The organism is Anabaena sp. UHCC 0204, from assembly GCF_009711975.1.
In the GTDB taxonomy this organism is placed as follows: Bacteria; Cyanobacteriota; Cyanobacteriia; order Cyanobacteriales; family Nostocaceae; genus Dolichospermum.
The window spans coordinates 42,247-65,008 of sequence record NZ_VIKW01000081.1; the positions used below are offsets into that span (position 1 = coordinate 42,247).

The 22,762-nt window shown below is 36.0% G+C and carries 18 protein-coding genes; 9 read left to right on the forward strand and 9 right to left on the reverse strand.

Annotated features, from left to right (window positions below):
- The first annotated feature begins 166 nt into the window (after nucleotides 1–166).
- A complete protein-coding gene (locus tag FJR04_RS24825) occupies nucleotides 167–766 on the forward strand; it encodes an MBL fold metallo-hydrolase (RefSeq protein ID WP_168499867.1) in 600 nt (199 codons plus the stop codon).
- Here FJR04_RS24825 and FJR04_RS24830 read toward each other — a convergent pair.
- The 4 genes from FJR04_RS24830 to FJR04_RS24845 form a co-directional block, all read right to left on the reverse strand.
- A complete protein-coding gene (locus FJR04_RS24830) occupies nucleotides 763–5,136 on the reverse strand; it encodes a hypothetical protein (RefSeq protein WP_168499869.1) in 4,374 nt (1,457 codons plus the stop codon). The genes FJR04_RS24825 and FJR04_RS24830 overlap by 4 nt on opposite strands.
- A gap of 134 nt (nucleotides 5,137–5,270) precedes the next feature.
- Complete coding sequence (locus tag FJR04_RS24835) at nucleotides 5,271–5,609, reverse strand: hypothetical protein (RefSeq protein WP_168499871.1); 339 nt, start codon at nucleotides 5,607–5,609, stop codon at nucleotides 5,271–5,273.
- 139 nt (nucleotides 5,610–5,748) lie between these two features.
- The gene (gene msrB / locus FJR04_RS24840) at nucleotides 5,749–6,243 is read right to left on the reverse strand and encodes a peptide-methionine (R)-S-oxide reductase MsrB (RefSeq protein WP_168499873.1); all 495 of its coding nucleotides are present in this window, start codon (nucleotides 6,241–6,243) and stop codon (nucleotides 5,749–5,751) included.
- A gap of 175 nt (nucleotides 6,244–6,418) precedes the next feature.
- Nucleotides 6,419–7,924, reverse strand: a complete 1,506-nt coding sequence (locus FJR04_RS24845; protein ID WP_168499875.1) for an FAD-dependent oxidoreductase — start codon at nucleotides 7,922–7,924, stop codon at nucleotides 6,419–6,421.
- Between the two features lie 538 nt (nucleotides 7,925–8,462).
- On the opposite strand from FJR04_RS24845, the gene FJR04_RS24850 reads away from it, so the two are divergent.
- The 3 genes from FJR04_RS24850 (at nucleotide 8,463) to FJR04_RS24860 (ending at nucleotide 10,791) form a co-directional block, all read left to right on the forward strand.
- A complete protein-coding gene (locus tag FJR04_RS24850) occupies nucleotides 8,463–8,708 on the forward strand; it encodes a hypothetical protein (protein WP_168499877.1) in 246 nt (81 codons plus the stop codon).
- A 9-nt stretch (nucleotides 8,709–8,717) separates the two neighbouring features.
- Complete coding sequence (locus FJR04_RS24855) at nucleotides 8,718–9,899, forward strand: acyl-CoA dehydrogenase family protein (protein ID WP_168499879.1); 1,182 nt, start codon at nucleotides 8,718–8,720, stop codon at nucleotides 9,897–9,899.
- A gap of 118 nt (nucleotides 9,900–10,017) precedes the next feature.
- On the forward strand, nucleotides 10,018–10,791 hold the full coding sequence (locus tag FJR04_RS24860) for a class II glutamine amidotransferase (protein ID WP_168499880.1): 774 nt from the start codon (nucleotides 10,018–10,020) through the stop codon (nucleotides 10,789–10,791).
- A gap of 19 nt (nucleotides 10,792–10,810) precedes the next feature.
- Here the strand turns inward: FJR04_RS24860 and FJR04_RS24865 are convergent, their stop codons facing one another.
- Nucleotides 10,811–11,986 (reverse strand): response regulator, encoded by a 1,176-nt coding sequence (locus FJR04_RS24865; protein WP_168499882.1) that lies wholly within the window; start codon nucleotides 11,984–11,986, stop codon nucleotides 10,811–10,813.
- 626 nt (nucleotides 11,987–12,612) lie between these two features.
- Between FJR04_RS24865 and FJR04_RS24870 the strand changes: the two genes are divergently transcribed.
- The 3 genes from FJR04_RS24870 to cysW are packed head-to-tail and all read left to right on the forward strand — an operon-like array spanning nucleotide 12,613 to nucleotide 15,474.
- The gene (locus FJR04_RS24870; RefSeq protein WP_168499884.1) at nucleotides 12,613–13,722 is read left to right on the forward strand and encodes a sulfate ABC transporter substrate-binding protein; all 1,110 of its coding nucleotides are present in this window, start codon (nucleotides 12,613–12,615) and stop codon (nucleotides 13,720–13,722) included.
- Between the two features lie 56 nt (nucleotides 13,723–13,778).
- Nucleotides 13,779–14,648 (forward strand): sulfate ABC transporter permease subunit CysT, encoded by an 870-nt coding sequence (gene cysT, locus FJR04_RS24875; protein ID WP_168499886.1) that lies wholly within the window; start codon nucleotides 13,779–13,781, stop codon nucleotides 14,646–14,648.
- Nucleotides 14,635–15,474 (forward strand): sulfate ABC transporter permease subunit CysW, encoded by an 840-nt coding sequence (gene cysW / locus FJR04_RS24880; RefSeq protein WP_168499889.1) that lies wholly within the window; start codon nucleotides 14,635–14,637, stop codon nucleotides 15,472–15,474. Before cysT ends, cysW begins: the two co-directional genes overlap by 14 nt.
- Before the next feature lie 161 nt (nucleotides 15,475–15,635).
- Here cysW and FJR04_RS24885 read toward each other — a convergent pair whose 3' ends face one another.
- From FJR04_RS24885 to petJ, 3 genes are all read right to left on the reverse strand, one after another.
- A complete protein-coding gene (locus FJR04_RS24885; RefSeq protein WP_168499891.1) occupies nucleotides 15,636–17,726 on the reverse strand; it encodes a TonB-dependent siderophore receptor in 2,091 nt (696 codons plus the stop codon).
- 279 nt (nucleotides 17,727–18,005) lie between these two features.
- Nucleotides 18,006–18,929, reverse strand: coding sequence for a tetratricopeptide repeat protein (locus FJR04_RS24890; RefSeq protein ID WP_168499893.1), 924 nt, complete (start codon nucleotides 18,927–18,929; stop codon nucleotides 18,006–18,008).
- A gap of 89 nt (nucleotides 18,930–19,018) precedes the next feature.
- Complete coding sequence (gene petJ / locus FJR04_RS24895) at nucleotides 19,019–19,357, reverse strand: cytochrome c6 PetJ (protein ID WP_168499895.1); 339 nt, start codon at nucleotides 19,355–19,357, stop codon at nucleotides 19,019–19,021.
- Nucleotides 19,358–19,887: 530 nt separating this feature from the next.
- On the opposite strand from petJ, the gene FJR04_RS24900 reads away from it, so the two are divergent.
- On the forward strand, nucleotides 19,888–20,661 hold the full coding sequence (locus FJR04_RS24900; protein WP_168499896.1) for an ArpA protein: 774 nt from the start codon (nucleotides 19,888–19,890) through the stop codon (nucleotides 20,659–20,661).
- Nucleotides 20,662–20,788: 127 nt separating this feature from the next.
- Nucleotides 20,789–21,532 carry an iron-containing redox enzyme family protein gene (locus FJR04_RS24905; protein ID WP_168499898.1) on the forward strand — a complete coding sequence of 248 codons (744 nt, stop codon included), beginning with the start codon at nucleotides 20,789–20,791 and terminating at the stop codon, nucleotides 21,530–21,532.
- A 233-nt stretch (nucleotides 21,533–21,765) separates the two neighbouring features.
- Here FJR04_RS24905 and FJR04_RS24910 read toward each other — a convergent pair whose 3' ends face one another.
- Nucleotides 21,766–22,719 (reverse strand): DMT family transporter, encoded by a 954-nt coding sequence (locus FJR04_RS24910; protein WP_168499900.1) that lies wholly within the window; start codon nucleotides 22,717–22,719, stop codon nucleotides 21,766–21,768.
- Nucleotides 22,720–22,762 lie beyond the last annotated feature (43 nt).

Sequence of the window (22,762 nt, forward strand, 5' to 3'; positions counted from 1 at the left end):
TCAAACTCTTACTCTCTGTAGACTCTGCGCCTCTGCGTGAAACAAAATCATACTCTTAATCAGCAACACCGGAAGAAGGAATCAGGAGTCAGGAATTTAGGAAGAAGAAAGTTGAATTATTGGTACAGTAGTGATGCTGACAGATAGGTTATGAACCAAAATCACAATGAAATCTCTGCACCGTCCTAATTTATATAGCTGGTCCTGCTTCAATCCCGCCAGAAACATTGATTTTAATGGCTTTGCCTGGATTCGTCCAGAGGGTAATATTTTGATTGATCCAGTGGCTTTATCAAATCATGACTGGAATCACTTGGAATCTTTGGGTGGTGTTGCTTGGATTATTGTGACAAATTCTGATCATCTGCGTTCAGCGAAGGAAATTGCCAATCAAACATACTCAAAAATTGCCGGACCTGCGGGAGAGAAGGAGTATTTTCCAATTGTGTGCGATCGCTGGTTAACTGATGGTGAGGAGTTTGTCCCAGGACTCAAGGTAATCGCAATGCAAGGTTCTAAAACTCCCGGTGAGTTGGCTTTGCTATTGGAGGAAACTACGTTAATTACTGGGGATTTGGTGCGATCGCGTTCAGCCGGTAGCTTGACTATGTTACCAGAGGAAAAGCTGCTAAATCGGGAAGAGGCGATCGCTTCTATTCGTAGATTGGCAGGTTTGGAGAAGGTGGAAGCGGTACTAGTCGGTGATGGTTGGTCTGTTTTTCGGAATGGTAGGGAACGGTTGCAGGAATTGGTGGGGACACTTTAAGAATAAAAATCCCTATATGTTTTTATCTGCTGGAATACTTTATAGTATTCATTCTGTGCTGCAAACGTATCTAGTTGACTTCTATCTCCATTAAACATTCTCTCACCCCAAATTGCCCAAATTAGCTCATTATCTGTTTCTGATAAAAACTTTTCTAATAAATCCATGCGTAAATAGGTAAAATATTGGGTTGTTTTTTTGTCCTCACTGTAGTGAAAGGTTATTGATGCTCGTTTACCATTTTTCTCAAAAAGGTCATAAGTTTGGGGTTGACTACATAAATTTAGGTGCTGTGTAATCTCTTTAGCAGGAGTAGCAACATTTTGACCTGGAGTGATTGAGCTATGATAGCCTTCCCAACTATTATTTCTAACTGGAATTAAGACCTCAAATGTTTCAGGAGATTCAAGTTGTGCTATTTCTTCATCACTTGTTTCTAGTATTTCTAACCCACTTTCTCTAATTGCAGCTTCTAGAACATCTTCATCATTTATATCTAGTAAATGTGCAATACTCTTAATAAATTCTCTCCCTTCTTCTTCAGATATTGGTTGACCATTTCTGAAAAGTCCAAACATAATTTTAAAACTTAACTCAGCATAACCATTTAGAGGATAAGTATCACACCAAGGTATTTCTCCTGCATAGGTATAGTAATCATTTAGAATTTCGGGCAACCATCTACTACCAAAATTCTGATTTTCTAGTCTGTTTAAAAGAGATGCTACTGTTTTAGTATTAACAACTAAGCCTCTGAAAAAAGTAAATCTATCACGCTTTAATTGAGAATCTTCCTGATTGATATAGCCATCTAAGAGAACCCATTTTCCTCGTTCGCCTAACAGTTCATCAATTATTAAATATGGCTGAAAATCTGGATCTTCACCCTGCAAAATCCATTCATGAACAGGTGTATCACGATTTCCTAGCAAGTTTTCTTGAACAAGGTTATTCTCTTGAAGCTTGATTGGAAAACTCGGCTCAATATCCGATAGTGAGGGACGTTTATTATTTTCATAAAGTTCACTACTTTGATTATTTAATAAATGTATATCATCTCTATAGCCTATTAGCTCATAAGCAGCAATCAAGCAGTATTTTCTCCCGTAATGATCTGAATATAGTTCTTTGTCATAAGAAGTTCTCAAGTAATTAAAGTTAACTATTGATTTATCAACCTCACCAAACTTTTCTAAGGAGTAGCCAAGATTGTAAATTCGCCACCAAATATTAGCTTTTGCTTGTAGATATTCTGGAGTTGTTGTATCATATCTCGATATTGGTTGTCCCAACCATCCCATTGGATCATCATCACTAAAACCAAACGGGTAATTGCCATCTCGATACTCTCCTTTATTTTTATCTTCACTTTTACCCCAATCTCGAATACCACCTCCTTTAAGTGGTGGTGTAATTCTTAGCTTTTCTTCTTGGTTTAGCAGATTTGGATGATGAAGTAAACTAATATCAATTGTGCGTCTAGCATAATCACGAGCAAAAATATGTGTCGTAGAATAAGGTGCATTAGGTTGAAACATTTCCTCATATAGCCTGCGACCATATAAGGTAAGAATATCTTCTGCAAAACTAGCATCATTAAAATCGTATTGACGAGCCATAGCTACACCATAGGTAGCAGCGAGCATTCTTTCAGAAACATAAGGATCATTAATTTTTAGCGATTCCAAAACCAAATCTAAAAACTTTCCAGGCTGTCTACGTCCATACCAATACAATGCGTGTGTTGCTTGATCTCTTAATAGTCTTACAGTTGATGTCAATACCCACATGATATATACAGCTAGGAGGTCTAACCGTTTCTCCATGATTTCGGATGAAGATTCTTGATTTTGACAATTTCGTTCAAATTGGGTTATGGTCTTTTCAAATTGTTCGATATTATATCTTATATATTCTGTCCAGCTAATATCTCTGTTTGGCATCTCTAATAATTTAAATTGCTCAGACCAGAATATTGCATTGAACGGGTGGTGAACGTGCGCGATAGTAGAGATTGCTAAATCTAGAAGCCGTACACGGTTATTTAAACAAGTGAATAATTTTGCTACAAGATTGATGCACTCTTGATTTATTTGATTAGGGCTAATTTCAAATAATGCTCTGATAGATAGACCATAGGCTTCTGAATTATCAATTATGTTATGTATATATAAACCTGTTCTTACTGGAATTAAGGCAGCTAAACAACGTCCAATGTCACTGTATAACGGATGCAATTCTTGAAAATCATCATTGAATAATGCCTTAGTAAGCTTTTCAGATTGTACCAGTGATTGAATATCATCACCAGCTTCTTCCATAAGATGCCTAGCAATTAAGTATCCACATAGTAAATCATAAGTGAAATAAACAACTTCTTGATTTTTACCCCAATCACGACAAATTAAAAGACCTTCATCTAAGATTGCTTTCGTCTTCGACTTTTCCCATTTAATCTCACCAAAAGGTTTATCATCATCTATAATTTCAAATAATTTTATAAAATCAATACTACGATTCCTTGAGTTCCAAAGTTCTTTAGCTATCTTAGTTAAAGATTGAATAACTATAACTGTTTTATGATGAAGACCAAGCTTTTTACAAATAACTTGATTACATTGATTCAGATATTCATCAAATACCTCGAATAAAGTTTTCGCTCCAACATAAATATATTTTTCTTGTTGTCTTTTAATGTTTTTACTTTTACAAAATATTTGCAGATATATAGGATGACGAAATTGTTCAAGAGGAATTGCGGTTAAATCTGCTTTGATTTTGTAAAATCTGAAGTATTTTTCAACAACTTCTTCTAGATTGTCCATATCAAAACCGTAAACATATCTAATATTTTTAGGTAAATTATCATCCCAAATTTCTTTTTTATATGTCTTTCGGCAAGTTGTAATAAGAACTACATTTTTGAATTTTCCAATTTCTTGAACTAACCCAGGTAAACCTTGCCAAACTTTTGAAAATGCTCCGTTGTGAGTTGCTTCATTCAAAGCATCAATCACAAGCGGAATCCTTGTCCGGTATGCTTCAGCAGCAGCATCTAGAGCTTGAAGGAAGTCATTCCAGCTATAGATACGTGGAATATCTAAAATTCCCAGTAGTTGTTGTTCTAGAGGCAATTCATTTGTAAAACGACTACCCATCACTAATAAAGCAGGTAAACCAGAATCTAACCGCTCATAACATATATTGCTCACAATATGAGTTTTACCAAAACCTGCATTACCTAGAATATGTACATCTACTTGATTAATAGAATTTATTTGCTCAAATATTTCTGTAAGTGTAGACATTAACCTATATGACAACCATAAAGGCTGAAATGCTGTGTTTCTAGCATCACGGAATATTCTGTCTTTATCTTCCTCTTTTCCAGTATAAGGAAGACTCCAAATATCAAGTTTTTGTTCTAAACTTTGATTTTGTAACTGAGCTTCATATAATCTAGTTTTGATTGCTTGCAAATCTAAGCAACGCACATCATCATATAAATTTGAATACAAAGAATTTTTTACTTTATTTAGCTGCTCAAATACCTGAGATATTAATTCATTTAAAGCAGTACATAAAGTAAGTATTTCCGATTTAATATCGTTCCATGAATTATTTTCAAATTCTTTGATTTTATTTTTATTTTCTAATTTGCTAACATATTCATAATATTCATTTATTTCTATTTGAATTACATCTGTTTTTTTGTCAATATATAAAGCAAAATTTTTATCGCCTATAATTTGATGAATGTCAAAATCAATATCTGTTTCTGTGTGTAATACTGGATTAAATTTATTAACAACACTAGCTAGTTGTTTATCAAATTGAGTACGAAACCATTCAAGATTAAGTTCTAATTCTCCAAAGAAATAATTTTTCTTACCGCTAAATCGTGGTTCACTTAGCCAGTTCTTAAAATCACTAACACCCCAATGAATAATCTCCACTTCCATATTTGCTGGAATTGAGTTTATAAGTATTTCATCAAACCACTGCTGTTCACCCTCTTGATTTTTATTTTTTACAATTTTACTAGGTGTGAAGTTTGTTGGAGTACATAAAAACCATTTCTTCAGCAATGGATGTACATTACAAGCTTTTTTTAAAGAATCTTGGATTGAAGACTTACGATTACTAACTTGGAGACGTAGTTCAGGAAAATAAAACTTTGCTTGCCATCCCCATTGATCACCATTAGGTAAAGTCATGTAAAACTCTACTCCATCTCCACCACCACTATCATCTATTGAAGTAAAGCGTCCTTCGTGACCATACAGACCTTTGGCAATCTGAAAGCATAGCTCCTCAAAGCTTTTAGCCTTGTTATTATCGTATGGCTTTAACTTTGACCAATCAATCATACTTTGACTTTTAGGGTAATAGAGTGTAGAAACTAATATAAGTTTCTACTAGTCTAACTGATAATTTTATGCGAAAATTCACAGAATATGCACTAGGTTAAGCTCAAACATCACAATGTTCAAGCTAAAACCCTTTACAATTCAATCAACTTAAAACCCCAAATTTTCAGAACAGCACCTGCTATTTCTGGATCTACACCATCATAAGCCTCCCATTCGGACTGCGGATCTTTAGGATGTCCCTCACCTACATGGCCTGCAACTTTAATCACCGGAATATTCACTACGTAATCACGTTCCATCCCTTTAGGGATAGCTAATTGGATTCTGCGGCCTACGAACTTCGAGCCACTGGATTTAGCCACAGACTCACGAACTAAACAAATATCACCAGCAGTCCCCCAAGTAGTTTGGTAGGTGTAGAGAAACGAGATATAACTCTCTGGCTTGATGGATCTTTTGAGAACTTGCATTATTTAATCCTTACTTATCCTTTTTTCCAACAATTTCATTTAAATACTACCTGCTATATATAATTTCCTGCTTTTGAGAGAATAAAACAAGGGGTTTGCACCCCTTGTCAGAGTTTAAAAAGTGAACCGTATTAGTAATCTACGCAGGAGTGAACTGTAAAGATACACCATTCATACAGTAGCGGAGACCAGTGGGTTTAGGTCCATCATTGAATACATGGCCTAAATGACCACCACAATTACTACAATGAACTTCCGTCCTCGTCATGAAAAAGGTGCGATCTGTAGTAGTAGCGATCGCTCCCTCAATTGGCTTAAAAAAGCTCGGCCAGCCAGTCCGACTATCAAATTTAGTATCTGAAGTAAACAAAGCCTGTCCACAACCAGCGCAGACATAAGTACCCGGTTCATATACTTTATCGAGAGGACTGGTATGGGATGGTTCTGTACCGTGTTTCCGCAACACCCGAAACTGTTCTGGTGTCAGGATACTCTTCCACTCTTCTTCGGTTTTGGTAACTGCAAACTCTGTATTAGAAAGTGCCATCGTTTCTGAACTCCAATTGATATAGCGGGAAAAAAAAGCTGTACCGACTAAGACGGCACTGATTTGCAAAAAATAGCGTTTGTCCATAATTTATTATTTGCTATTTTTCCCTGACTCGGCCAACCAACTCTGGCAAGTTTCTAAATTCTTCCTTTCCTGTTCCTCTCAGGACTTACGCAAAATATCTCTCAAACCCTATTCCCTTCGTGTTCTTCGTTTCTTCGTGGTTCATTATTCCGTGACTTGTGCGTAAGTCCTACCTCTAAAACTGCTTTAAATCTTTGACTGTTGGACCATGTAGAACTTCACCATTGCAATTAAAACGCGAACCGTGACAAGGACAGTCCCAACTTTTTTCACCACTATTCCAAGCAACAACGCAACCTAAGTGAGAACAAACCGCCGAAACAGCGTGTATTTCTCCTGTTTCATCGCGGTAAGCAGCTACCTTATCACCATGGACAGTGACTATTTTCCCTTCACCAATTGCCACATCTTCTAGGGATTTATTCAATCCCTTGAGACGAGATCCCAGCCAATGAGTACCAACTTGCAAGTTTTGTTTGATACTTTGTGGGCGGAGAAAAGGAGTAGCGCGGGTAGCATCATACAAATCAGCCGCTGGATTTTTAATCCCTAAAATAGAATCTGCAAGTATCATTCCCGCCAGAGTTCCTTTCGTCATCCCCCATAAACTAAACCCAGTTGCTACAAAAGTATGTTTGCTTAAAGGAGTTAATTTTCCTATATAGGGTAGCCGATCAAAAGATACAAAATCCTGAGTAGACCAACGATAGTCAATGGACTCAACACCAAAGCGAGAACGGGCATAATTTTCTAAATCTAAATATTTTTCCTCTGTATTTTCCACTGTTCCCACTTTATGCCCACCACCACCAACCAGCAGCAATAATCCACCATTGACAGGAGTAGTCCGAATAGAATAATATTTTTCTCCTGAACCTATGTACATTCCTTGCGGGGCTTTATCCTTGGCAATCCGCGCATCAATGATATAAGAACGTTTCGGGTAAGTTTTAGCAAAAAATAATCCCTCATCGGTAATAGGAATATTTGTTGCAACTATCACATCTTGTGCTTGAATAATTCCCTGATTGGTAATGACTTGACAAAAATCATTTTCCTTGACTTGTTCCACTCTTGTATTTTCAAATACGTAACTTCCATCACCAGAAATTTGCTTGATTAGATGTAATAGATATTTACGACAATGAAATTGTGCTTGGTGATCAAATTTAACAGCACCAACAATAGGAAAAGGAAGAGAAGTTTCCCGCACAAATGTGGCAGGTAGTCCAATTTTTAGTGCTGCTTCGACTTCTTTTTCAATATCTTGGAGATTATCTTCAGTCTCTGTGAAAGTATAGGCACTTTGACGGCTAAAATCACAGTCAATTTGTTCTTCTGCAACGGTTTTAGCCACAAATTCTATTGCTGCTTGATTTGATTGTGCATATAGACGTGCTTTTTCTTCACCATGATTTTTAATCAAATCGGCATAAATTAATTGATGAAGGGAGGTAAGTTTGGCTGTAGTATGTCCGCTCACACCGGTAGATATTTGTTGCGATTCAATTATAGCCACGGTTTTACCTGCACGTTTCAATAATGTCGCAGCAGTGATCGCCGTAATACCTGCACCGACAATTGCCACATCTACAGATAGATTATTGCTAAGTGCTGGAAAATTGGCTGTGGGTGTGGAGTCAATCCAGTAAGAAATGTGTTTTCCTGATAGACTAGCCATATTTTTCGATCTTTTGATAATAGAGTTGTTCTTGAATAACCAGATGTTTAAACCTAGTTTTGCTTGCTTGATTTATTACTAGCAATTAGTCATTTTCTGATTTTAAAATGTGCGTTTCCCATAAATAAAACTTCTAATTAAATTAGACTTTTAAGCTATAAAATAAAACTATCTCTCGGATAATTTTAATTATCCAATTAGCAGTTATATATTAGCCATAAGGTATAGAACAAAATCGGTTATTACTTACAGCCGGAGTCAAGAGGTAGGGGCGCAGTCCCCGCGCCCAGTCAGGAGTCAGCAGCAAGAAGGAGTAAATTGTCAATTATCAATACCAGACATGATCCGCAAACGCCTTGCCGACTTGAGTAAAATATGTAATACTTCTAAAATAAATTAAAATACGGTATCTCTATGGAGTTATCGGCATTAACATTTCTAAGATTGTATCGGCAATTTTGTATCTCCACTCGATAATGCTACCTGCTTATTACCGGACTACTGATAGTTGAATGCCTACTACAAATTAAAAATTACCATGAGAAAAGAATCTGATTTACTATCTGAGCTATGTGATTTCCTGTATCCTCGCAGTTCATATTATGGTCAGTTTAAACCGGAATATTTAGTTTTTAATGCTAGTCTCCAGGAATTTGCTCAACGGGTAAGCTATATTTGTAACTTACAAACAGGTGGTAAGATATCTCCAGAGGAAGCTTACAAACAAATTCATGGCTTGTGGAAACAATTGAAACAGGCTAAAAAACAACTAGAAATTAAATAAAGATTTTGAATGGGAAATAATTTTGAATTAGAGTCCAAAGATTACTTTATTTTAGCTCAGTCTTTAGCAGAGGAATTTGCCCAAACTGCGATAGAAAGAGATGCTCAAGGAGGTACACCAAAACGAGAGCGCGATCGCTTGCGACAAAGCAATTTACTCAAACTTATCATTCCCAAAGAATATGGGGGAATCGGTGCAAACTGGATTACCACATTCAAAATAATTCGGGAATTTGCCAAGGTTGATAGTTCCTTAGCTCACGTCTTTTCATACCATCAAATCGGCGTAGTTATTCCCCATATTTTTGGCACAACTGAGCAAAAACAACATTACTACCAAGAAACTGCCCAGCATAATTGGTTTTGGTGTAATGCTCTTAATCCTAGAGACAAAAGTGCAACTATTACAACTCAAGAAAATCATTTTTTACTCAATGGTAGTAAAAGCTTTTGTTCTGGTTCTGTAGATTCTGATATTTTACCAATTTCCGCGATTGAGCAAACAACAGGAGAAGTAGTTATCTTAGTAATTCCCAGTCAGCGAACAGGGGTAAAAATTAACGCTGATTGGGATAGTATGGGACAACGCCAAACCGATAGTGGTAACATTAATTTTGACAACGTAATCGTTTATCCCCAGGAAATTATCGGCGTTAGATACAATCAAGATTCTATTTTCACTACTATTCGTTCTTGCCTAACTCAACTCAATTTAGCCAATATCTATTTAGGCATTGCTGAAGGTGCTTTTGCAGCCGCTAAAAACTATACACAAACTTACAAAAAACCTTGGTTAACATCAGAGGTAAAAAGTGTTAGTCAAGATCCTTTTATTCTTCACCACTACGGTACTATGTGGGTAGACTTACAAGGGACAAATGCCTTAATCAACCAAGCCATCGAATTACTACAAGCAGCTTGGGAACAGGAACACAACCTCACCCCAGAACAGAGGGGAGAATGTATGATTGCTGTCAATACTGCTAAAGTCGCGGCCACCAAAGTAGGTTTAGATATTACTAACCGCATTTTTGAAGTTATGGGCGCACGGGCTACCAGTCAAAAATATGGTTTTGACCGTTATTGGCGCAATATGCGGACTTTCACCCTCCATGATCCTGTTGATTATAGACTGCGGGAAATTGGCAAATGGGCGCTAAATGATGAATTTCCCCACACAGGGGCGTATTAAGTAGGCAGGGGAGCAGGGGAGCAGGGGAGCAGGGGAGCAGAAATAAGTTTCCCAATTACCAATCACCAATCACCAATCACCAATCACCAATTACCAATTACCAATTACCAATTAACTAATGTGCCAACTTCTAGGAATGAACTGCAACATACCCACAGACATTTGCTTTTCCTTTGAAGGTTTCTCAGCACGAGGGGGGAAAACAGATGAACATAGCGACGGTTGGGGAATTGCTTTTTTTCAAGGGAAAGGATGTCGGCTTTTTTTAGATGCAGAAGCTTCTATAGATTCGCCAATCGCCGATTTTGTGCGTCAATATCCTATTCATTCTACCCATGTTATCGCTCATATTCGTAAAGCAACTCAAGGTGAAATAGCTTTAGAAAACTGTCATCCTTTCCGTCGGGAACTGTGGGGAAGATATTGGGTATTTGCTCACAATGGTAATTTGCCAGATTTTAATCCAGAAAACAATGGTGTTTTTCAACCAGTGGGTACTACAGACAGCGAAAAAGCATTTTGCTTAATACTTAATAGTATGCGATCGCATTACCCTGAAGGACAACCCTCTCTCAAGGAACTTTATCAGACATTACACATAATTACTAAAGAAATAGCATCTTTCGGTGTTTTCAATTATATACTTTCCGACGGTGAACATTTTTTTACTTATTGTTCAACTAAACTTTGCTACATTATCAGACAAGCGCCCTTTGCTGCTGCTCACTTAATTGATGAAGAGATGACTGTAGATTTTAGTGAATTGACTACATCAAGCGATCGCGTTGCTGTGATTGTGACTACACCCTTAACTGATAACGAAGTTTGGACACAAATTGAACCGGGAGAATTACTAGTATTTCAGGATGGTTTACCCATAAAATACACATAAATTTTTGATCACGAGTCTGCTAATAAGACCAAGCCAAATTTTGTGGAGGCTGTGTTTCATTCCTTTGCAAATACTTGTCCAATATTCCCATTAACCGCTCTTTCTCTACAGGCTTGTTAATAAAATCCGTTGCCCCAAATACCTTAGCCCGAACTCGATCAAACACTCCATCACTACTTGTTAATATAATAATTGGTGTTTTTGTAAAAAAAGAAATATGCCGTAATTGTTCACAAATTTGATAACCATTAACCACTGGCATAATCAAATCCAAAAAAATCAAATCGGGCTTACTTTCAATTAATATAGGTAAAGCCTGTAAAGGATCTTGAATACCAATAAACATCATTCCTTCCGATGTAACCATCTTCTCCAGAATTTTAGACATTTGTAGACTATCATCAATACAAGCAATCAGATAATAGTTATTCTTTTTTCCAGATTTAACTTCAGCTTTTTGCCTAACTTTAATTATTGATAATTCTACATCAGATACTTCGATAAATTCTGCAATTCCTTTATTAATAAAAGGACGTAATGAGTTAGTTACAGCCAAAACATTTTGCTGCATTTTTGCAGCTAAATCCCATAAAGTATGTTTACCATTAATCAACCGTTCAAAGTTTTTATAGACAGTCATATTTACTAATTGTCTCAGCTTTTCTGGTTGCTTTAAAACTGGTGATAAGTGTGGAGAAAAACTTGCTAAACCTGCTTGTGACCAATTCTCCCAGGAATTTTGCATTTCCTGAAGAAACATATTTGTACTTGTAGAACCCAGAATAGCAGTTAAAAGAGTATCTTGAGTAAGTTCCCAACTCAAATTACTAATATTTACCTGTTGTGCTAAATCAAATAACTGTTCCTCAAGGGTTTTTACTACAAAGTCATTAAATTGTGTCTGGGTTATTTCCTGTCTGTGATATAAATTTTCTAGCAGTAAATAATCCCAATAATCTATTAAAATATCTTCGTCTCGGAGGAGGAGTTTATTAATATCAATCTTTGGACAAATTAAAGCTATATTTCTCAGCCAACGTCTATGAGGATGAATCCCTCCTGTAGCCCATACCATTTGTCCAAGGTGATAATAAAAAGCCCACTCATTTCCTGCTGTATCTTTAATATGAAGTTTACCGTTGTATTGCAGTTGAATACATTGATTAAACTCTCTCAATAAAATATCTAAGTTCATAACTATTGATTGAATTACAACTTGATTACGTATATCATTTAATCAATTAAATTTCAGTATTAACTATAGATGAGGTTATTAGTATATCAATACACTGTAGCTAAAAACTATACACAATACTTGTTAGATTTAAATCTAGGTTAAGTATTGATTTTGTAATAATTATACATTTTCTGCTGTAAATTTTCATAAACTGAAATAAATATATCATAATACCCGATTTCTTTGCGAAGTAAGGAATCTGCACTCACAATCTACAGTTTATCTATCAAATATTAGATGTATTGTAAATAACTCTAGGTTATCCTTTTGAAAATTCATGTAATTATCTGTAGATGCTTTTTGACAAGACTTTTTGAAAAAAAGCTGTTATTTTTTCGTGTATTTAAGCGAAATACTTAGTTAAAATCATTACGGTGGCTAACATAAACTTTCTATATAAACACAGAACAGAGATGATTAAATATTGATACTTGCCATTTAGAGGTGTTGTAATTTTCACTGAAACTGGTACAATCTCCATATTCCCTATCGTTAATATGCAGTTTTAACTGGAGTTGATGATCCAGATACCTGTAATAATGCTATTCCCGTCAATTAACTGTAGTTTCACAGGAGGAAAAATCATGAATTTGTGGCAGCGATCGCTCAAAGAACTACAATTTAAGTTCAAAGTAAATTCATTGAAGGGATTTGTATCCTTTTTCCTAATAGGGACGCTATTAAGTGTATCCCTAGCTGCTTGCTCCGGTGCAAACAATAGTAGTTCCTCTGGAACAAATACTGGTACGGGTAAAAAACCAAATGTAGAGTTAACCCTTGTATCTTTTGCTGTCACTAAAGCCGCTCACGCAGCTATTATTCCCAAATTTGTAGAAAAATGGCAACGGGAACAAAACCAAACTGTAATTTTTAAACAAAGCTATGGCGGTTCTGGTACTCAAACTCGTGCTGTTGTTGATGGTTTGCGAGCAGATGTTGTTCATTTAGCACTAGCTTTAGATACCCAAAAGATTGAAAAAGCAGGATTAATTCAACCGGGGTGGGAGAAAAAATTTCCTAATAATAGCATTGTCACTAAGTCTGTAGCAGCTTTAGTAACTCGTGAAGGCAACCCCAAAGGTATCAAAACTTGGGCTGATTTAGCCAAAGACGATGTTAGAGTAATTACCGCAGATCCCAAAACCTCCGGGGTAGCACGTTGGAACTTCATCGCACTTTGGAATTCAGTCATTAAAACTGGTGGAGATGAAACAAAAGCAACTGAGTTTGTGACTAAAGTTTATAAGAACGTTCCTGTGTTAACTAAAGATGCTCGTGAAGCTACAGACGCATTTTTTAAACAAGGACAAGGTGATGCTTTAATCAACTATGAAAACGAAATTGTCTTAGCAGTACAGAAGGGTAAAAAAACTAATTATATTCTCCCTGAAGTAAATATCTCCATTGATAATCCTATTGCTGTTGTTGATAAGAATGTTGAAAAACATGGTAATCGTGAGGTAGTGGAAGCTTTCGTTAAATACTTGTTTACGCCGGAAGCACAACAGGAATTTGCTAAAGTTGGATTTCGTCCTGTAGATGAAACAGTCGCTAAAACTAAAGAATTTGCTGAAAAATATCCGCCAATAAAAAATTTAAGTACGATTCAAGAATTAGGTGGTTGGGATGCGGCTCAGAAAAAGTTCTTTAATGATGGGGCAATTTTTGACCAAATTCAAACTAAGAAAAATTGACAATTGACAATTGACAACTAAGAATTAAGAACTAACAACTGACAACTGACCAAATTATGAGTGTATCTCGTGCTGTTGAAAATAATATTAAACCGCCCATTTGGAAGGTTTTTATAGATAATTTGATTAGCCTTCCTTGGACCTGGCGGATTACTTTGGGATATCTAACTGTAATGTTATTTATTCCCATTGTGGCGATGTTCCTCAAGGCTGGTACATTATCCCCTGGGAAGTTTTGGGAAATTGCGACTAGTGAATTAGCATTGTCAACTTACAATGTTACGTTTGTAACTTCATTATTTGCGGCTTTACTCAATGGTGTATTTGGAACTCTAATTGCTTGGGTATTAGTGCGTTACGATTTTCCTTTCAAACGGATTATTGATGCGACAGTAGATTTACCTTTTGCTTTACCAACTTCGGTAGCAGGTTTAACACTGGCAACAGTTTACAGTGATAATGGTTGGATAGGTTCACTTTTATCACCACTGGGGATTAAGGTATCCTTCACTCGTGCGGGTTTAGGAGTAGCAATGATATTTATATCTTTACCTTTTGTAGTGAGAACTGTACAACCTGTACTTCAGGAAATGGAATCGGAAATTGAAGAAGCTGCTTGGAGTTTAGGTGCTTCCCAATGGCAAACTTTTTGGAAAGTGATTTTACCTCCTTTATTTCCGACAATTTTAACTGGTGTAGCTTTGGGTTTTTCCCGCGCGGTGGGGGAGTATGGTTCAACAGTGATTATTGCTTCTAATACACCGTTTCAAGATTTGATTGCACCTGTGTTAATTTTCCAACGTTTAGAACAGTATGACTATGCTGGTGCAACAGTTATTGGTGTAGTTTTATTAGGAATTTCCTTGGTGATGTTATTAGCAATTAATTTTTTACAAGCTTGGGCGAGAAGATATGACAATAGATAAAGTAAAAAATCCCAGAAAACAAAGTTGGGTCCCCGCAGTTTTAATTGGGATTGCGATCGCCTACTTATTTCTGGTTCAATATATTCCAGCTATTAATGTTTTTTTTGCAGCTTTCAAAAATGGATTTGCACCATTTTTATCTAACTTCACAAAACCGGAATTTCTCCATGCAGCTTGGTTAACTCTATTGCTGGCTGTAATTTCTATACCTATTAATGCAATATTTGGTTTATGTGCGGCTTGGGCGATCGCTCGTCATCAATTCCCCGGACGCACTATAGTTCTCAGTATCATTGATTTGCCCTTTTCTATCTCCCCCGTTGTCGCAGGTTTAATGATTGTCCTCTTGTATGGTAGAGAAGGCTGGTTTGGTCCTTGGCTACAAGAGCATAATATCCAAATCATCTTTGCTTTTCCAGGGATGCTTATGGCTACCGCTTTTGTGAGTATGCCCTTTGTCGCCAGAGAAGTCATTCCCATTTTAGAGGAATTTGGTAAAGATCAGGAAGAAGCAGCTAGGACATTAGGCGCAAACGACTGGCAAACTTTTTGGCGTGTCACTTTACCGAGTATTCGTTGGGGTTTACTCTACGGTTTAATCTTAACTAATGCCAGAGCAATGGGTGAATTTGGTGCAGTTTCTGTAGTATCTGGTAACATTGCAAATAGAACCCAAACTTTACCACTATTTGTAGAAGAAGCTTACAAACAATATGAAACGGAAGCTGCTTTTTCTGCGGCTGTATTGTTAGCATTTCTGGCAGTAATCACCCTGATACTCAAGGAGATTGTAGAACGCAAAACCGAGATTAAGGAAGTTGAGTAAATTGACAATTAACAATTGACAATTGACAATTGACAATTATTAATGGGTAATGGGTAATTGGTGAAAAAAACCGTAGCGACAGCACAACCCAACATTTTTTAGAAATCAAACCCATGATTTGGATGAAAATGTTGGGTTTCCTTGCGTCAACCTAACCTACATTATAAACTAGAAGTTAAACCCACCCGGAAAGTAAAACCAGGGCTATAGATACGATTAACTCGTTCATATTGTTCACCGAGAATATTTTCTAAGTAAAAAGTTAGCCCCAAATTTTTATTTACAGGAATCCGTCCACTAAAATCTAAATTGAAGAAAGACGGCGCAAAATCTGTACTTCTTTCTCCCGGTATATTTCTACTAAAAATAGAACGACGAGAACCACTATTATAAGTAGCATATAAATTAGCTTGCCATCCATTATTTTGATATCCAATACCAGTTTGTAGTAAAGAGTAAGGAATTAAGCCTAACTGTAATCCTTTTTCTGTACCAGTTTTGATTTGAGCATCTGTATAAGTGTAGTTGAGAAAAGTTGACCACTCACGGGCAATTTTTAATTGCAATGCTGCTTCTAAACCATTAGTATCTACTAAACCAATATTTTCCCATTTACCATTAATTACTCCCAAACGATTATCTAAACTATTCCCAAAATAAGTAAATTGTCCTAATAGATTTTGTGACAATTTAACATCTACTCCCGCAGTCCAAGTTGAACCTGTTTCTGGTTTTAAATCGGGGTTAGGATTCCAATTATGAACTGTGTCAAAAACATATAATTGATCTAAACCAGGATTACGCTGCGCCCCCGCCCAACTTCCACGTACTGCGACGGCTGGATTAACAGCATAACGTAAACCAAAACTAGGATTAAAATAACTCCCAAATTGACTATCAAAGTTTTGTCTTACTCCTAAATCTGCTTGCAAAGCATCGTTAATTTTCCAAGTATTGACAGCAAATAAAGCTGTATTAAATACACTTCTATCTTCTTTTTCATTTTTAGCAATTAGGCTAGGATTTGTACTCAAAACATCACCAATTAAATCGGTATTTTTTAAATCTAACCCCCAGCGTAATTGATTATTAGGGGTCATTTTCCATTCATGATCTATCCGAGTTTTGAATTGTTGGGTATCTAAAACTCCGGTTCGGTAAAATGTTGCGCCTGTTGGACCGTATGTACTAAAATAATCGCGGTTGTAACCCAATGTAGTTGTTAAGTTGGAATTTTCTCCTTTACCGAGTCGAGTTTTCCAAGATAAACCAATATTCAAACCATCATGATCTAATCTATCTCGTTGTAAAGGAAAACCAAAATAAATTAAACCCCGCCGACTGCTGAGTGCAGTTACATCTAAATTCAAAGAGTTTTTAGGATCTAAATCTACACCTATACTCCCAAAATAAGTGCTAGTAGCTGTATCTGCATTAGATAAAAATCCCTGAGAATCACGATTTGCTGCACCTACAGGTACACTATACCGATTATCTATAAAAAATCTTTCAAAGCTAAAGTTGTATTTTACATTATTAGCTGAACCACCATAAGTTATCTGTTGATTATTTAAATTCAATGAGCCAAATTCTGCACTAGCATTTAATTTTGGTTTACCATAACCTGCTTTGGTAATGATATTAACAACCCCTCCAAATGCTGAAGAACCATATAAAGAAGAAGCTGTACCGCTATATAATTCGACTCGTTCTATCGCCTCGATAGGAATACTGTTTAAATCAGTTCCACCGTGATAAGTGCTAATATTAGTATTAATTGGTCTACCATTAATCAAAAATACAGATTGATTAATTGATGCACCACGATAATATGTACCTGTGTGAATATCTGCACCATGTCCGACATCATTAATAGCAAAACCGGGCATTCTTTTTAAAACATCTGCAACGCTGGTTGCACCCTGTTTTTGAATTTCTTCTTGTTCAATGACATAAGTGGGAGTAGATTCGGGGAGAATGTCTTTTTCGCCAATCACTTCTATAGAAATATCTGCATCATCTGCATCATTTACAGGAGTTATATCTTCCTCTAATTCAGGTTCTTGCTCAACTTCATTTTCTGCTGGTTGTTGAGTTAATAATTCAGCATTTGTGGCGGGTAATTCAATTTCTTTTAAATTAAGAATATCTGAATTTACTGAATTTTTATCATGTTCATTTTCAGCAGCCAAGACAGGAAATGCTACCAGTAAACCTAGTAAAGACACTGGTAATAAAAAAATTTTATTCATCTTTCTGAACTCACACCCGGTAAAAACAATCACTTATTGGGATTTTCCCTATTAATAGCAATAGTGTCAAAAGACAGGCTGTCATAGTTAAATTAATCAAGGATTAGATACCGGATTTTTTGTATTTACTAAATAAGTAATTCAAGTAGGTGGGGGGAAATTTTATAACTATGTCATTGCGAATATAACGTAGTGAAATATAGCAATTGCAAGGGTTTTGAGGTTTTTACATTTCGTTACATAGTTCGGTTGATTTCAGCCAACCTACTTATGAAAATATTAAAGAGAAGCAATTTCCCAGACTGATGAGATTTCTTTTTGAACACGTTTTAATAAATCTAAGGTTCTTTGATAAGCAAGTATTTGTTTTTGCTGTCCAAAATATACCGATGCTTTTTGGAAATCAGATATGGCTATTTGGTAGTATCCTAAGTTATAGTTTGCTACTCCCCGGTTCACATAAGCCTGAGCATTACTAGGATTTAGCCTAATCACTTGGGAAAAATCACGCTTTGCACAAAAATTATCCCCATTCCTTCCACAAATGCAACCCCGGTTAAAATATGCTCTATCATCATCAGGATTAAAATGAATGGCAAAATGAAAATCATTCATAGCTGCTTCCATATTTTGCAACTCAAAATGCGCTAAACCTCGGTCATTATGTATATCTGCTAATCGTAAAGTATTAGTTGAAGGAACTTTAGTTAATGCGAGATTATAATCAATTATAGCTTGGGAATAATTACCGTCTCCAGCTAAGGCTATACCCCGGTTATAGTAAGCACGGAAATTATCGGGTTTGAGAGCAATTACTTGATTATAATCGGCAATAGCATCTAAGTAATTTCCCTGTCTATATTGTGCTATTCCTCGGTTGAGATAAGCCTCTGTATTATCAGGTGCTAAATTTAGTGCTTGAGTGCAATCAGCGATCGCTTGATGGTAATCTTGAATTTGTAAATATGCTAAACAGCGATTACTATAAGCTGCACTCCAGTCACTTTGCATTTGAATAGCCAAACTAAAATTTTCAATTGCTTTTTGGTAACTTTTTTGGTGCATTTGCTTTACACCCAACTGAAAAAAGTCACTGACTGTAACTTGAGTTTCCGCAAGCAATGATGAGTTTACACTTGGGTCTAAAAAAGCGCAAACAAAAGCTATGATGAAACTGATGATTAATCGCCAGAAATAAGTCATAAACATCTCTTTTGATCATTTCAGCAGTATAAATACTTGGCGGGACAAAAAGCCCCGCACATAGTTAAGTCATCAAATTAGATGTAAACTTACTTCTTCCAGTCTTTATCAGCTTGTTCTAGTACATAAGCAGCTACATCTTCAGCCTGGGATAATTTTAAACGGCCTTGAAAAGCAGGCATAGCATTTTTACCATTAGTAACTTGGGCAATAATAGCTTCTGCTGAGTACATACCGTATTTTTCCAAATCTGCTTTTTTCAGGCTTTTGGCAGCATTAACTAAATTTCTGCCACCCGCATGACAAGAAGCACAATTAGCACTAAATATTTTAGCTCCACTGGCTGCGTCTGCGGCCAAAGCGGGACTACTGAAGGCAAAGGTGAAGATAGCTACGCTTAACAGTAATACTGAGATAATTCTTTTCATCTGGTGTTCTCTCTACAACAATTGTGGAAACTGTGCAAATATCCTTTCTAATTCTGATTTGATCTGGTAGGATTAGTCAAACGACAGGCTGTAAAACTTGGCTTGAATACTCAATTATTCAAGGTCAATTGATTGTGATACAAAGGATCGAGGAAAAATATAAAATTAATATGATCCAATCTTGTGGCATGGGCATACTATGGCTAACGCCACTCTATGCTATCGACAAGCTCAGTACAAGTCCTGCCTGTCCTTGTATTATTGTTCAATAATAATAATATTAGCTAAAACACACAGATAATATTTTTTGTCAAGCGGTAAGTCCTGGTTAATCGTGAACACAAGTAAGGTTGTAAATTGATACTGTGTACGTAAATTATTATATAAATCTAAAGACGATTGTAATAAGCAAGCTATTAATGTTTAAAGCTAATTCTTAATAAATATTTAGAAAATATTTAGAAAATAATGCAACAAGAAAGAACAAATATATGGTATAAATTTCTATGTATATTTACTCACATGGTGAAATGACAAATTTTACAAAAGTGAACGTCTGGGAAGAAGAAATTCAACAAAATATTGCTAATAATTTCTCCGAATCATCTTTAACATTTCTCTCTCACCAGTTTAAGCGTGATGGGTTTCTTAAAGTTCCTCAAATCATGCCTCTCCAGATCCGTCAAGAAATGAAACAAGAGGCTCTAAGATTGTTAGAATTGCACTCTGAACGACGTGATTTAAAACTAGCAACAACGGGAAATACTCCCAGAAATATGAGTGTAGTAACCAGCGAAAACATTGCTGAAAGCAGTGAATTTGTTAATACTATCTATAGATCCGAAGCACTGAAAAATATACTAGAAAAATTGGCTGGTGAACCTTTCTTAGCTTGTCCATCAAAAGATGAAGAATTTTTGATTACCAGACATGAAAAAAGCGGAGATACCCACGGTTGGCACTGGGGAGATTATCGTTATGCGCTAATTTGGATTTTAGAAACTCCACCTATCGAACATGGTGGAATGTTGCAATGTGTTCCTCATACCAGTTGGGATAAAACTAATCCAAGAATTCATGAGTATCTGTGTGAGAATCCTATCAGCACCTATGGTTTTGTTACTAGTGACATTTACTTGTTGAAGTCAGATACAACTCTTCATCGAACAGTTCCCTTAAATCGTGATTCTACACGCATTATGCTCAATATGACTTGGGGATGTCTTGATGATCAGAAAAGAAATCTCAATGAGAATGATCGTTGGTGGGCAGAGAAAGAAGTAGTAGCTGGTAATTACAGCTAAATTTTAGCTGTGTCAGCATGAGATTTGATATTTTTTAAACATCACCTGTCAAAATGTTAGAAAATTGCCAAAAAGCAATGCAAACATCTTCTCAAAAATGTAATCTATCTGTGTAGGAGAACCGAAAATGACAGCTTTACAAGTACAAGAATTTGAGAAAATCCAAGATCCAAATGTTCGTCAACGCTTAGATGTTGATGGCCCAGAGATCAAAGACTATTTGAACGGGAAGATGGAGTATATTCTCAATCACCGCGCAGTCCAACATCCTCTGCTCAATTACTATCGCAAAAACGCATTTACTAAAGAACAAGAAAAGAAATTCTACCTGGAAACTTGGTATTACTTTAAAAACGAACCTTTCTATATTACGAGTATGGCAGTAAATACTCGTGATTATAAAGTATTGAAGGAAATTATCCTCAATGTTTATGATGAAGTGGCTGGAAAAGTAACCCATGAAACTTTGTTTCGTGAACAACTGAATGCTATGGGGATTACTGATGAAGAAATTGCTAATCATCAATGTTTGCCTAGCACTACAGCTATTAATAAAGGTGCAGAAAAACTTTATTGTGAACCCCCAATTGAAAGAAACTTAGGGGCGTTCTATGCTGATGAAACTATGTCAGCAGTATTGTCAACTCAATTCAATGATGCCTTGCTGAATCAAGGATATGACAAGAACGTGAGAAAGCATTGGATAATGCACGTAAATGTAGAAATTAGCCATAGCAATAATGCTTTTAATGCGATCGCACCCTATTTGGTTAATCAAGAGGGACGAGACTTATTTGAAGAAGGCATCAATACATATCTACAACTATTGGAAACCTATTGGGACGGCGTTGATGCCATTGTCAGAGGATAAAAAACTAGTACCGCACGGCGTAAATAAACCAACCATTCTTAATCGCCAAAAAGCTTGCTGAATATTACTTTTGACTTTTGACTTCCGCCTTGCGATACTAGTACCGCAGTGTGGAATTGATAATTAAAAATTAAGAAAGCAGATTCTACAAGCTTTTGGTGAAATTTTTAATAGTTGGTTAACGAAGGAAATAAATTTTTTAAACTAATGCAGGAGAGATAATTTTGGAAAAATTAATTTTTGCTTACATCACCTGATTCAGCAATGTAAATACCCAATAAAACAACGAAAAAAGCGATCCAATTCACGAAACTTAAATATTCTTGAAAAACTATCCATGCCAGAATAGCTGCCATAATTGGTTGTAGTAACATGAATAGAGAAACAAAGCCAGAAGAAAATTGTTTTAGTTGATAGATAAAAATAACAGAAGCAATAACTTGACAGAGAATACTTAAAGAAAATATGTTTAACCAACCTAATAGTGAAGTTGGGAAAACTTGATTTTCAAATATGAGAACAAAAGGTAACAAGAGGAGACTTGAAAGGACACAATACCATAGTGAAATAGTCAACGAAGAAAATTGAGATCGGAGTTTTTCTATAGTTAAAAAATAACCTGCATAAACCACAGCAGATAATAAAGCCCAAGCATCACCTATCAGGTGATTATGAGAAACGTGTAAATCTTGAATTCCAATGGATATTGCTCCACCTACAGCAACAATCATGCCAATGATAAATCTTCGATCAAACTTTTGACCTAAGAATAACCAGCCACCAAGCACAGCAAAAACTGATGGCAAGTTATGAAGAAGATTAGAATTAGCAACGGTAGTTTGAGTTAAAGATAAAGCCCAAGTAACTAAACATATTTCTCCCAACATTACCCCAATTAGGAATATAGCTAAAGTGCTAAAAGTAATTGGTTCTGAATCTTTAGACAATGATGAATTACTATATTGACTTTCCCAGATTATAACTATTCCTTGCCAAAATAGGAATATTACGGCAGCTATTAATTCCCGATTAAAAACCGTAGCATTAGGACCTAGTTCGTCTTCACTCAATCTTGTAAATATAGGATCTAAGGATACGAGTAATACTGCTATCAATAACAAAACTAAATCCAAAATTCCTGGCTTTAATGCTACTTTATCTACTGGCTTCTCAACAACATTAGTCATTATAAAAATTGTATATCTTGATTTCGTGTTTCATAATACCATA

What these genes read in the sequence shown, in the direction of transcription:
- FJR04_RS24825 (WP_168499867.1), top strand. Translation starts at nt 167, where the DNA reads ATGAAATCTCTGCACCGTCCTAATTTATATAGCTGGTCCTGCTTCAAT.
- FJR04_RS24830 (WP_168499869.1), bottom strand. Translation starts at nt 5,136, where the DNA reads ATGATTGATTGGTCAAAGTTAAAGCCATACGATAATAACAAGGCTAAA.
- FJR04_RS24835 (WP_168499871.1), bottom strand. Translation starts at nt 5,609, where the DNA reads ATGCAAGTTCTCAAAAGATCCATCAAGCCAGAGAGTTATATCTCGTTT.
- msrB (WP_168499873.1), bottom strand. Translation starts at nt 6,243, where the DNA reads ATGGACAAACGCTATTTTTTGCAAATCAGTGCCGTCTTAGTCGGTACA.
- FJR04_RS24845 (WP_168499875.1), bottom strand. Translation starts at nt 7,924, where the DNA reads ATGGCTAGTCTATCAGGAAAACACATTTCTTACTGGATTGACTCCACA.
- FJR04_RS24850 (WP_168499877.1), top strand. Translation starts at nt 8,463, where the DNA reads ATGAGAAAAGAATCTGATTTACTATCTGAGCTATGTGATTTCCTGTAT.
- FJR04_RS24855 (WP_168499879.1), top strand. Translation starts at nt 8,718, where the DNA reads ATGGGAAATAATTTTGAATTAGAGTCCAAAGATTACTTTATTTTAGCT.
- FJR04_RS24860 (WP_168499880.1), top strand. Translation starts at nt 10,018, where the DNA reads ATGTGCCAACTTCTAGGAATGAACTGCAACATACCCACAGACATTTGC.
- FJR04_RS24865 (WP_168499882.1), bottom strand. Translation starts at nt 11,986, where the DNA reads ATGAACTTAGATATTTTATTGAGAGAGTTTAATCAATGTATTCAACTG.
- FJR04_RS24870 (WP_168499884.1), top strand. Translation starts at nt 12,613, where the DNA reads ATGAATTTGTGGCAGCGATCGCTCAAAGAACTACAATTTAAGTTCAAA.
- cysT (WP_168499886.1), top strand. Translation starts at nt 13,779, where the DNA reads ATGAGTGTATCTCGTGCTGTTGAAAATAATATTAAACCGCCCATTTGG.
- cysW (WP_168499889.1), top strand. Translation starts at nt 14,635, where the DNA reads ATGACAATAGATAAAGTAAAAAATCCCAGAAAACAAAGTTGGGTCCCC.
- FJR04_RS24885 (WP_168499891.1), bottom strand. Translation starts at nt 17,726, where the DNA reads ATGAATAAAATTTTTTTATTACCAGTGTCTTTACTAGGTTTACTGGTA.
- FJR04_RS24890 (WP_168499893.1), bottom strand. Translation starts at nt 18,929, where the DNA reads ATGACTTATTTCTGGCGATTAATCATCAGTTTCATCATAGCTTTTGTT.
- petJ (WP_168499895.1), bottom strand. Translation starts at nt 19,357, where the DNA reads ATGAAAAGAATTATCTCAGTATTACTGTTAAGCGTAGCTATCTTCACC.
- FJR04_RS24900 (WP_168499896.1), top strand. Translation starts at nt 19,888, where the DNA reads ATGACAAATTTTACAAAAGTGAACGTCTGGGAAGAAGAAATTCAACAA.
- FJR04_RS24905 (WP_168499898.1), top strand. Translation starts at nt 20,789, where the DNA reads ATGACAGCTTTACAAGTACAAGAATTTGAGAAAATCCAAGATCCAAAT.
- FJR04_RS24910 (WP_168499900.1), bottom strand. Translation starts at nt 22,719, where the DNA reads ATGACTAATGTTGTTGAGAAGCCAGTAGATAAAGTAGCATTAAAGCCA.